9 protein-coding genes are annotated in these 12,148 nt (G+C 31.5%); 7 read left to right on the forward strand and 2 right to left on the reverse strand.

Annotation, left to right across the window (positions count from 1 at the left end):
- The first annotated feature begins 129 nt into the window (after positions 1-129).
- Positions 130-2,151 carry a penicillin-binding transpeptidase domain-containing protein gene (locus CLVI_RS09525; RefSeq protein ID WP_106059899.1) on the forward strand — a complete coding sequence of 674 codons (2,022 nt, stop codon included), beginning with the start codon at positions 130-132 and terminating at the stop codon, positions 2,149-2,151.
- Positions 2,152-2,280: 129 nt separating this feature from the next.
- Positions 2,281-3,624: a magnesium transporter gene (gene mgtE / locus CLVI_RS09530; RefSeq protein ID WP_106059900.1), complete on the forward strand. Its 1,344-nt coding sequence runs from the start codon at positions 2,281-2,283 to the stop codon at positions 3,622-3,624.
- 80 nt (positions 3,625-3,704) lie between these two features.
- Here the strand turns inward: mgtE and CLVI_RS09535 are convergent, their stop codons facing one another.
- Entirely contained in the window at positions 3,705-4,166 is a 462-nt protein-coding gene (locus CLVI_RS09535; protein WP_146127320.1) for a methyl-accepting chemotaxis protein, read from the reverse strand.
- A 152-nt stretch (positions 4,167-4,318) separates the two neighbouring features.
- Positions 4,319-5,131 (reverse strand): putative beta-lysine N-acetyltransferase, encoded by an 813-nt coding sequence (gene ablB, locus CLVI_RS09540; protein ID WP_341458748.1) that lies wholly within the window; start codon positions 5,129-5,131, stop codon positions 4,319-4,321.
- A 431-nt stretch (positions 5,132-5,562) separates the two neighbouring features.
- On the opposite strand from ablB, the gene CLVI_RS09545 reads away from it, so the two are divergent.
- The 5 genes from CLVI_RS09545 (at position 5,563) to CLVI_RS09565 (ending at position 11,344) form a co-directional block, all read left to right on the forward strand.
- On the forward strand, positions 5,563-6,303 hold the full coding sequence (locus CLVI_RS09545) for a sugar phosphate nucleotidyltransferase (RefSeq protein ID WP_106059902.1): 741 nt from the start codon (positions 5,563-5,565) through the stop codon (positions 6,301-6,303).
- A gap of 7 nt (positions 6,304-6,310) precedes the next feature.
- A complete protein-coding gene (locus tag CLVI_RS09550; protein WP_170065637.1) occupies positions 6,311-8,650 on the forward strand; it encodes a putative nucleotide-diphospho-sugar transferase in 2,340 nt (779 codons plus the stop codon).
- 37 nt (positions 8,651-8,687) lie between these two features.
- Positions 8,688-9,650, forward strand: a complete 963-nt coding sequence (locus tag CLVI_RS09555; RefSeq protein WP_106059904.1) for an NAD-dependent epimerase/dehydratase family protein — start codon at positions 8,688-8,690, stop codon at positions 9,648-9,650.
- A 16-nt stretch (positions 9,651-9,666) separates the two neighbouring features.
- A complete protein-coding gene (gene rfbG / locus CLVI_RS09560; RefSeq protein WP_106059905.1) occupies positions 9,667-10,740 on the forward strand; it encodes a CDP-glucose 4,6-dehydratase in 1,074 nt (357 codons plus the stop codon).
- A 130-nt stretch (positions 10,741-10,870) separates the two neighbouring features.
- Positions 10,871-11,344 (forward strand): hypothetical protein, encoded by a 474-nt coding sequence (locus tag CLVI_RS09565; RefSeq protein WP_106059906.1) that lies wholly within the window; start codon positions 10,871-10,873, stop codon positions 11,342-11,344.
- Positions 11,345-12,148: the final 804 nt, after the last annotated feature.

A 12,148-nucleotide genomic window follows, 5' to 3' on the forward strand; every position in this document is an offset into this window, starting at 1 on the left:
GAAGCTAAAGGCCAGAAGCTAGTAAAATAGCTTCTGGCCTTATTAAATATTAAATTGTAATTAAAATGTAAAATTGGTATTATGTAAACATAAGATTAATAACTGAAAGTTTAGAGGAGTGGTAGTTTAATGAAAAGAAATTTAAAAATAGGTATAGGTGTAAGCGTTTTATGTGTCGTAGGGATAGTAGCGGGAGCAATATTTTTTGTCTCTAAAAATGCAGATAAGCCTAAAGAGGTATTAAAAGAATACATAGGTTTGTTAAATGATAAGGAATATTCAGCTATGTATGAAATGCTAAGTGTAGAGAGCAAAGAAAACATATCTGAGGAAGATTTCTTATCAAGAAATAAAAATATCTATGAAGGCATAGAAGCTAATGATATAAATGTAGAAATTGGAGAATTATCAAAGACTGCAGGTGTTTCTACAGTGCCATATGATACTACTATGAATACAGTAGATGGAGAATTAACTTTTTCAAACACTATGGAGATTAAGAAGGATGATGGAGAGTATAGTCTTATATGGAGCTCGAAAGATATTTTTCCGGAACTTGAAGATGATTACAAGGTTAATGTAACCACAGTGAAATCTAAAAGAGGTGATATTCTAGATAGAAATGGAGCTCTTTTAGCTACAGATAGTACTGCAGCTAACGTTGGAATTGTTCCTGGAAAGCTAACTAATAAAGAAGCAGATGTAATAAAAATTGCTAGTATATTAGAAATTACTGTTGAGGACATTAACAGTAAATTAAATGCTTCCTATGTACAAGACGATATGTTTGTACCATTAAAGGTCATTGGAAAAGATGATGCTAGAAAAGCAAGTCTACTTACAATACCTGGTATTATGATAAGCGATAAAGCTGCAAGGGTATATCCTCTAGGAGTACAAGCTGCTCATTTAACTGGATATGTTCAAAGCATAAGTGCTGAGGAATTAGAAGAAAAAAAGGATAATGAATACACTGAAGCTTCAGTAATCGGAAAGGCTGGTTCAGAAAGCCTGTATGAAGATAACTTAAGGGGAATAGATGGTGGAGAAATATATATAACAAATCAAAATGGAAGTAAAATATCTACCCTGAAAACTAAGGAAGTAAAAAACGGAGAGAATGTTAAGTTAACTATTGATATTAATATGCAAAGTACATTATATGCACAGTTTGCTAGCGATAAAGGGGCATCTGTTGCAATGAATCCTACTACTGGAGAGGTTTTAGCTTTAGTTAGTACTCCGTCGTATGATCCTAATGATTTTGTAATGGGAATGTCCACTGAAAAATGGAATAGTTTAAATGATGATGTAAATAAACCTTTATACAGTAGATTTAAAGCTACTGCAGCACCTGGTTCAGCATTTAAACCAATAACTGCAGCTATAGGACTTAATACTAATTTATTAGATCCAAGTGCAAATAAAAGTATAAGTGGACTTAGCTGGCAAAAGGATAGTAGCTGGGGAAGTTATTCAGTTACAAGGGTAAGTGAATATGCAGGAGGTTCAAATTTAGAGAATGCCATGGTTTATTCTGATAATATATATTTTGCACAGGCTGCTTTAGATATTGGAAAGGATAAGTTCAAAGCAGGACTTGAGAGTTTTGGATTCAGTGAGAGCCTGGACTTTGATTTTGGTTTAACAAAATCACAAATTTCATCTAGTGAAGAAATTAAAACTGATGTGCAATTAGCTGATAGTGGATATGGACAAGGCGAGATATTAGTTAATCCAGTTCATTTGGCATCAATGTATACTATGTTTGTAAATGAAGGAAGTATGGTTAACCCATATTTGATTTATAAAGATACGCCTGCACCTACAATATGGAAAGCAAATGTAGTTTCGAAAGAGGTTGCAAGTACAGTTCTTGCAGACATTACTCAAGTGGTTGAAAATCCTAATGGAACAGGTCATGAAGTTCAAACTGCAGGTCTTACAATAGCAGCTAAAACAGGGACAGCAGAAATTAAAGCTTCCCAAGATGATAGTACTGGTACTGAGATAGGATGGTTTGCAGCTATGACAACAAATAGAGGTAATAATAATTTGTTAGTTATAGGAATGGCTGAGGATGTTAAGGATAAGGGCGGAAGTCATTATGTTATTCCAAAGGTTAAGAAGGCATTTGAAACATTAAAGTAATAAAACATAATTTAGAATGATAACTAAAAAACCACGATAATTTCATCGTGGTTTTTTTATATTATTGATAATTGAAAAATATAATGAAAAATACTAGGATATAATATATACAAGAGGAGGCGAAGTTATTTGAAGAATTTTTTAACAAAGCAAGATTTGAAAAAGCTATTAATAGATAGTAACATAACTAAGCTTACACAAGATTTAGAAGATATACATCCAGCTGATATACTGGAGGTTTTAAGAGATAGAGATTTTGATAAATTAAAGGTAATGAAGAAATTACCAATATGGTTTATAGCTAATGTCTTTGAGGAGATGGAGGACGAGGAGAAGGAAGATTTCTTGAACTTATTCTCAGAAGCTGAACAATATAAAATTGTTAATGAAATGACTTCAGATGAAATAGCAGATTTACTTTCTAATTTTAGACCAGAGAAGATAATAAAATTTTTGCGAAACATAGAAGAAGGTGCAGCTAAAGCTGTTAAAGAACTTTTAACCTATAAAGACGATACTGCAGGGGGACTTATGGCCTCGGAATTTGTAGCTATTAAAGAGACAATGAATGTAAAGGAGACTTTAAAATATCTTCAGATAGCAGTAGCTGATGTAGAAACGGCCTATTATCTTTACGTATTAGATAAAAAGAATATTCTAAGGGGAATAATATCTCTTAGAGAATTAGTTATATCAACATTTGATACAAAAATAAAGGATATAATGCATGAAAAGGTTAAAAGCATTCCTGTAGAAATGGATCAAGAAGATGTTGCAATCATATTTGAAAAGTATGGGTTTCAAGCAATGCCTGTTACAAATGAAAGGGATGTAATGCTTGGGATAATTACTGTAGATGATATTATTGAGGTAGTACGAGAGGAAGCAACAGAGGATATCTTACGTCTTGGTGGAGTTAACGAAGGCGAAATAATTGATGGAGCAGCCTTTTCTTCAGTAAAAAGCAGATTACCTTGGCTTTATGTAAATTTATTTACAGCAATACTTGCTGGAGCTACAGTAGGACTTTTTAGTGATACAATTGATAAAGTAGTTATACTTGCAGCCTTCAATCCTATAATTGCTGGAATGGGAGGAAATGCAGGAACTCAGAGTTTAACACTAATTGTAAGAGGTATAGCCTTAGGAGAATTTACAAAAGAAAACGCAAAAAAGGTATTTAAAAAAGAACTATTAGTGGGATTAATTAATGGATTAGCAGTAGGTATAGCAATAGCTGCAATTGGAATTCTATGGACTGGCAAGCCTATATTTGGAGTAGTAGTAGGAGTTTCTATGCTTGCAAATATGTGCATAGCTACCATTGTCGGGTATGTAGTTCCGGTTATATTAAAGAAACTAAAGGTAGATCCTGCACTAGCTTCAGCTGTGTTTGTAACAACCTTTACTGATGTATGTGGTTTCTTTTTCTTTCTTGGATTAGCTACTTTGTTATTAAAGTACTTAGTATAATATTTAATATTAAAGCATTGATATAAGAATATTATACATAAAAAAAATAGAGTTAATATTAACTCTATTTATAAATCTAATTATTTTACAATCTGTAAATGACTTTGTATTGTAAACACATCTACTTCAGTTTCTTGGACTTTATGTTTTATAAATTTAATATCATTTGAGACAATAGTTAACTTGTCAGCAAGTAATGTTCTAAATTCAGTTAAGCCAATAGTTTGATCATAAACAGAGTCCATTGATTTATTTAATTTATCAATCTTAAAAGTTACTCCGTTAAGTTCAACATTAACATCATCAAGTCTAATAGTAACATCATCGAATTTGGAATTAATCTCATCAAATTTTGAGTTAACCTCATCAAAGTTAGAGGCAACCTCATCAAATCTGGAGTCAATAGCATCAAAATTGATATTAACATCGTCAAATCTGGAATCAATAACATCAAACTTGATATTAACATCATCAAATCTGGAATCAATAGCATCAAATTTAGAATTAACATCCCCTCTAAAGCTACTTAATTCGTTTTGCATAGTAGTTTGATTTTTAAGAATCTGAGCTAATATGTTTTCTATTTTATCATCCATTAAGTTTTCAACTCCTTAAATTTTATTCAAGAGCCTATAATTTAGTTTAATATAATTATACTTCAAAAGAACTTAATTTAAAAGCAAATTAAGTTAGCTTAAAGTAACTTATACCATATATTCATATTTTCGAACTGACCACAAATATGACAATGAGTTGTTAATCTACCTCCATAGACATAATCATGTTTGGCAAATACAATATTCATACCTGTTGAAATAGCTCTAGCTGTACTAAAGAGTACTTTATATTTCATTTGTCTTAAATCTTTTTCAAGTTCAAAAATCAAACGCCCAATAAGACCATTCCCAATATGTAACGTGCTCGTTGCGCAATCTGTAATTTCTGCATTCAAATTAATTGGGTTCATATCAGCTGAAGCAGCACTTACTATCTTGTTTTCATAAAGGGCTACTTTAAAATATACATTATGATCCATGGCAAACTTAATATAATCTGAGTTATTTAAAGGGGAGGGATAAGTTTCAAATACTCCATCATACAGTTTTGCTAACTCATCAGCATCTGCTTTTTTTACATCACGAATAGTAAATTGTTCATAGGTTGGATGGATATACTCTTCACTAATATACTCTCTTGATCTAATGAGGACTTCCTCTTCCTCAGGCAAGTGCATGCTCATTTTTCGCTTGGATGTGAGGAATTTGGATAAAAAATAGGCTGGCTGTCCATTAAGAAATTGATCAAGTTTAGCTTCAATTATAAAACCATGATCTTTATACATATCTATATCTTCCTTAGGTATTATAGAGAATATCTTTCCAATGGTTGCTTTGCTTTTATAAACTGTAAGCTGGTTCATTAAATCTCCTAAATCTCCTTTAAAACTTAGGATTTTAATCCTTTGATTAAATGCATCAAATATAATTCTAGCACTTCCATTTTTTATTTATATTTCTTCTACTTGAGGTAAATCTAAAAACATATAGACACTTCCTTTATTTTTATTATCTTGATCTTGTAAAATACTCCCATAATATAAAAGGCGAATTGGATAGCAATAAAATATACCCATTTCATATGGTTATATTTTACCTATCTTTAGCAAGTCCTATACTATCGAAAAAAATGAGTGAGAAATATAAATTGTTGACAAAGTGGTTCTATAACAGAAAAATATAGGAGCATTATATTTAAATAAGTAACAAATAAAAACTCTAATTCATATTAATAAAGTACAAGCTATATTATGGGGATTCTAAGGTGAAGTCTAACTTGTAACTAGAGTTAATTTTAATATGTGACGCCTTTTTTGAGGGCGTTTTAATTAACAAAGGATTTATGGAATACGATAATATGAAAAAATAAGGAGCGATAAATGTGAAGGTAGTTATATTATGTGGAGGGAAAGGAACCCGATTGGGATCAGCTAATGAAATTATGCCGAAAACATTAGCTCTAGTTTCCGGGAGACCAATTATATGGCATATTATGAATATGTATTCAAGCTATGGATTTAATGAATTTATTCTCCCCTTAGGATTTGGTGGAGATAAGATAAAAGAATATTTTTGGAATTATGAGTGGAAAAACTGTGATTTTACAAAACAATTAGGTAGTGAAGATGTTACTTTTCTTAGTAAACCTAATAATTGGAAGGTAACTCTTATTGATACAGGAATTGAAACAATGACAGGTGGAAGAATTAAAAAAATTGAAAAGTTCATTGATGAAGATACTTTCATGTTGACCTATGGTGATGGGTTATCTGACATTAATATAGGTGATCTAGTGAAGTTTCACAAGGAAAAAGGCAAAGTTGTAACAGTTACGGGAGTAGAAAGAAAAAGTCAATATGGAATTTTAACAGAAAAAGATGGTCTAGTGACGTCCTTTGAGGAAAAATCAAAATTGGATGGTATAATAAATGGCGGTTTTTTTGTAATGAATAAAAAAATTTTTAATTATATAGATAATGATGATGAATGTATTTTTGAACAGGATCCATTAAGAAACCTTGTAAAAAGTGGAGAACTGGCAGTTTATAATTTCAGAGGTTATTGGACAGCAATTGATACTAATAAAGACTTGATTCATGCAAATGAAACGTGGAAGGGGTAATAGAAATATGGATAGATTTAAATATTTCTTTTCTCAATACCTTACAAAGGATCTAATGGAGTCTAATGGAGAAGAAACTGAAGTATCCAATATTATAGATGATCTACTACAATATGATGATGAGGGATATGAAATCCCTGATTTTATAAAGAATATACTACAGTTTGATGAAGGTGAAGAGGATGAAAATGAACAAAAAAATGAAGAGTATTATAATGCAAATGATGAGTTGCAGCCTTATGAAGAGGTGGAAGAACAGAAAGAGGAAGATCCAGTTATTATAGAGGGTCAACTACAGTTTGATGAAGACGAAATTGAAGAGTCTGATAGTATAAAGGATCAACCGCAAGCTTATGAAGAAGAAGAACAGAAAGAGGAAGAACCTGTTATTATAGAGGATCAACTACAGGTTAATGAAGAAGAAATTGAAAATTTCAATGTTATGGAAGATACAAAAAGATGCTGTTTCTGTACAATAGTGAGTAATGAGTATCTAATAAAGGTCGTAGCTTTTTATTATTCACTTGAGAGAACTAGCAAAAACTTTCATTTATGGATTTGCTGTATTGATGATAAAGTTTACTCATCTCTTTCAAGACTTAATCTTAAACATGCATCTATTATTCACGTAAGTGCTGTAGAAGATAAGAAACTACTGGCTGTAAAAAATATGAGAAAGATAAATGAGTATTGCTGGACACTAAAAGCAGCAGTTTCAAGCTATGTTCTTATGAAGTGCAATGCAGAATCAGTAATATATTGTGACAGTGATATGTTTTTCTTTTCAGATCCACAGGTTGTCTTTGATGAGTGGGGTGAAGCTTCCATATTTTTATGTCCTCAAAGGGATCTTGAATGGGTTCACAAGATGTATGGAAAATTTCAAGCGGGATTTATAGGATTTAAAAAGGATAGAGAAGGAGTAAATTGCCTTAATTGGTGGAATAAAAAATGTATTGAGTGGTGTTATGGGGAACCTGACTCAGAAACAGGACGATGGGGTGATCAGAAATATCTTGATGAAATTCCTGGATTGTTTTCAAGTGTAAAAATATCAGAAAATTTGGGAGTAGATGCTGCACCTTGGAATACGATATATAATAATAATTTCAATATTACCTCAAGAGATAATGAAGTCTTTATTGAAGGAGATAAATTAATATCCTATCACTTTGCATGTCTTTCCATATTTAACGAAGATGACTATGACTTATGGACCTTTAATTATTTAACAATTAGATCTGCGATTAAGCACAATATTTATATCTCATATATTGAAAGTATAAGGAATGCCATTAATATTATAAAAAGCAGTCTTAATGAAGATACAAAAGCATTATTCAGTAAATCTGATTCTAAAGGAGCTCAGACGTTTTTTAAATATTCAGATTTAACGTTAAATATGGCTAGATACGACGAGTATTATAATTTTTGTACTATAACCAGCAAGGAATACTTGATTAGATGTATGGCACTTTATATTTCTTTAAAAGATAGAATCAACAATTTTAATTTAATGATATGCTGCATGGATGAAACGTCCTTTTCTACATTAAGTAATCTAAAGCTTGAAAATACGACGATTATTAATATCAGCGAAGTAGAGGATGCGGAATTGCTTAGTGTTAAGAAAGAGAGAAGCATTCAGGAATATTGCTGGTCAACTAAAGCAACTCTAGTTCTCTATATTTTAGAAAAATACGGTGTAGATTCTGTTATTTACTGTGATGCAGATATATTCTTTTTTTCTGACCCAGAGCCAATTTTCAAGCTTTGGAAGAATTATGATACATTGATTTGCAACCAGAGGTATCCTGAATTTGAACATGAATATGGAAGGTTTCAGGCAGGCTTTTTAGGCTTTAGTAACAGGAAAACTAGCCTTGATATTTTAAATTGGTGGAAGGAAAAATGTATAGATTGGTGTTCAGCTAAACATGATAGTGAAATGGATAGATGGGGAGATCAAAAATATCTGGATCAAGTACCAAATTTATTTAGCAGCATAAAAATACTAAATGACCTAGGAATAGATGCAGCACCATGGAATCTTATTATTAATAACGATTATAAAGTTTATAAGGAAAATAATACTGTTTTAATCGATGGCTCTGAACTTATGGTTTATCATTTTGGCAGTATGGAAATATTTGATGAATCTACCTTTGATTTATGGAAGTTAGATCCTTTAATTTTCAGTAAAGAGATAATTGATAATATTTATATTCCCTATGTGCATGTTTTAAAAAGAGCTATAGAAGTATTAAAGAAATCTGGATGGGTAGACGTTAAAGAATTATTTAGTAAAGAAGAAGTTACTAAAGCTAAAAATTTGTATAGATTGTAAGTGTAAATCTAAGCTTCTTAACCTGGAGGTATGGTATATGGAAAAGATCAGTCTTATGGATAAGAGGATATTGGTAACTGGTGGATGTGGATTTATAGGATCCTACCTGGTTAAGAGGTTACTCACTGAAGGCTCAAAGGTAGCTATTATATGCAGAGCGGGAACCAAACCCTGGAGACTAGAAGATCAATTGGAAAACATCTCAATATATGAGGTAGATATAACTGATAGCATAAAAGTTGAAAGATGTATCAAGGAGATATGTCCTGAAATAGTATTCCATTTAGCAGCTTATGGAGTGAACTCAGCACAAAAGGAATATATTAAAGCTGCAAACATTAATATTTTAGGAACTATTAATATTTTAAATTCATTAAAGGACACCGGCTGCAAAAGATTTATTAACATTGGCAGCTGTGCTGAATATGGAGATCGAAAAGATATTATGAAAGAAGATATGGATCTACAACCTGTGAGTATCTATGGAAGTTCTAAAGCTTGTGCAACTATAAGTGCTCATCAGATTGCTAGAGAAAATAATATAGATATTATAACATTAAGACCATTTGGTATTTTTGGGGGAGGAGAAGAACGGCATAAGGTTTTTTGTCATATAATAATGTCAATACTTGAGGATAAAGAAGTAAGACTAACATCATGTCAGCAGCTACGAGATTACTGTTATATTGAAAATATAATTGATGGATTGATCTTGTCAGCTAAAAGCGAATTGAAATGTAATATCTTCAATATAGCCAATGGAAGTCTTTTTCCTTTAAAATACTATGTGGATTTGATATTTAAGAATATGAAAACAAATAAAATTCCCTTATATGGTACAGTAGAAAGTCGAAAAAATGAAATGTGGTCACCTTCTGCGGATATAAGTAAAATTCATAATGAATTAGGTTGGAGTCCTAGAATAGGACTTGAGGATGGAATTATAAAAACAATAAAGTGGTATGAAGAAAATAAAAATAAGTATCTTAAGTATCTATAAATAGGAGGCTGGGGGAATGTTAGAATTCCTTGAACAGAATTATAAAAATAAAAATGTTTTAATAACTGGTCATACAGGATTTAAAGGTTCATGGCTAGGTATTTGGTTAAAAAAGTTAGGAGCAAATGTTATCGGTTATGCGTTAGATCCAATCATTAGTAAGAGCAACTTTGTCTTATCTAACATTAGTACTGATATAGTTGATATAAGGGGAGATATACGAGACAGCAAACATCTAAATGAAGTTTTTAAAACTTTTAAGCCGGAGATTGTTTTTCATCTTGCGGCTCAGGCACTTGTTAGGTACTCTTATGAAAATCCTAAGGATACCTATGAAATAAATTTTATGGGTACAGTAAATGTATTGGAAGCGGTAAGAGCTACTCAGGAAACCAAAGCTTTAGTTGTTATAACAAGCGATAAATGTTACGAAAATAATGAATGGGTTTACAGTTACAGGGAAATAGATTCAATGGGTGGTTATGATCCATACAGTTCTAGTAAAGGTTGTATTGAACTTTTGGTTGCGTCCTATAGAAATTCATTTTTTAATACAGCAAAATATAAGGATCATGAGAAAATAATTGTAACAGCACGAGCAGGTAATGTAATTGGTGGTGGGGATTGGGCAGAAGATAGAATTATACCGGACTGCATTAGAGCACTAGAGACGGATGGAGAAATATTGCTTAGGAATCCAGGAGCTGTAAGACCTTGGCAGCATGTTCTTGAACCTTTAGGAGGATATCTACTTTTAGGAACAAAAATATTGAATAAGGATGTAAAGTTTTCTGGAGCCTGGAATTTTGGACCTAATGCGCAAAACGTTATTACAGTTCAGGAAGTTGTAAGCAAGCTTGTAAAAGAGTGGGAAAGTGGAAGATTTAAAGCCTTAAGCCCTGCAGTAGATTCCTTGCATGAAGCAAATTTACTAAGTCTTGATATCAGCAAGGCCAGATTTGGTTTGAATTGGAACCCTAGGTGGAATATAGATGAGACAATAAACAAAACTGCACAGTGGTATAAGAAATATAAAGATGAAAAGGTAATTGATATATGCGAAGCGCAAATCAATGCTTATTGCAGATAGTTATGAGACTATATAATATAATCTAGTAGGAGATGAATCGTTATTTAGCTCCTACTAGATTTTTATACCAGTTTATATGGTTTAATTTAGCCCCCTTTAGTAAAACCTATACATTAGAGGAAGTGATGATATGGGATATAACGTTATAGATTTGATAAATAAAGCTATAAATATTTCAATTAGAAAACAACATATATATGAAAATATAAAACAACAAAAAGGGGATATTCCATATATGGAAATAGTATTAACGGTTCTAATAAAACAAATAGATAAGACTATTAAATATTATGAAATATTGAAGAATGAAGTGGCAAATAAAGATTTTGAAGAGATTGATTTGGGAGTGTATGATAAAATTTCTTTTTTAATAAATGAGTTTAATCAAAAGATCAGTGAACCTCAAATTAATAATGTTAGAAACTTTCTAGAGTTTTCTCTCAATTTAGAAAAAGACACATATGCGTTGTTTATTGATGTACAAGGTAGATTTGTTAAAAATGCAAGTGACATAAATACAAATACATACATAATATTAACGAATATAATTAATAAAAAAGCTGATTTTATCACAACACTTGAAGAGAATATAAAGTGGCGTTAATCTTCTAATAATTCAATAAATGAGTATTTAAGTAGCTACAAGGTTTGTGGTTACTTTTTTAATGTATAGGAAAGTATAGAAAAATTTCTGGTAAAAGTATGTTATATCAACGGGATCAAATTGAAAGTTGAGAGTTGAGAGTTGAAAGTTGAAAGTTTAAGGAACCAAATCAAAGATTCACGGTGTGGCATTATAAATATAAAATGCCAACAGGGAAAAGTGAAAATCAAAATCTATGATTTTGCTTATTGAACTTTCTCCTATAACTCTCAACTTTCAATTTTCCGCAAGGGGCGCCTTACAGGTGTTCACAGGAGCGCCCTTTGGGTGTCAACTTTCAACTCTCCCGAAGGGGTTATGATACAGCCACTATGTTATTTGATTCAAAGAAAATCAAATCCTATACCCCTGTAGTGTTTATTATTAACTTAGTTATTAAGTAGAATATAGAACATTTAGGAAAAAACTACCCCTAGTGTATCAATATAAGAAATATGTAGAATAAGATTGAATTTGGGCGTTTTATAGATTCAAGTAAGTTTAAAGACAACTCTGGTACAAGCCATAGAGAGCAGGTGTGGTAAGATAAGTCTTGTCGCTAAGACAACCCAGAAAACAACAAAAAACGAATGTCGAAAAAGTTGTTGACAGGTCGAAAACAGCGTGGTAAGATAGACAAGTCGCTTAAGGGTGGCAAACAAATTGGTCTTTGAAAATTGAACAGATATTAATTAAGTTAAAAACCAGCAATTCTTTTTTATGAGTAAGTTTTTGAGTAGATTAAACTTTTTATTGAGAGTTTGA

It is taken from the genome of Clostridium vincentii (genome assembly GCF_002995745.1).
GTDB classification, from domain to species: Bacteria; Bacillota; Clostridia; order Clostridiales; family Clostridiaceae; genus Clostridium; species Clostridium vincentii.

Excerpts from the sequence above, each read along its gene's own strand:
- CLVI_RS09525 (WP_106059899.1), top strand. The coding sequence starts at position 130 with ATGAAAAGAAATTTAAAAATAGGTATAGGTGTAAGCGTTTTATGTGTC.
- CLVI_RS09535 (WP_146127320.1), bottom strand. The coding sequence starts at position 4,166 with ATGCAAAACGAATTAAGTAGCTTTAGAGGGGATGTTAATTCTAAATTT.
- CLVI_RS09550 (WP_170065637.1), top strand. The coding sequence starts at position 6,311 with ATGGATAGATTTAAATATTTCTTTTCTCAATACCTTACAAAGGATCTA.
- CLVI_RS09555 (WP_106059904.1), top strand. The coding sequence starts at position 8,688 with ATGGAAAAGATCAGTCTTATGGATAAGAGGATATTGGTAACTGGTGGA.
- rfbG (WP_106059905.1), top strand. The coding sequence starts at position 9,667 with ATGTTAGAATTCCTTGAACAGAATTATAAAAATAAAAATGTTTTAATA.
- CLVI_RS09565 (WP_106059906.1), top strand. The coding sequence starts at position 10,871 with ATGGGATATAACGTTATAGATTTGATAAATAAAGCTATAAATATTTCA.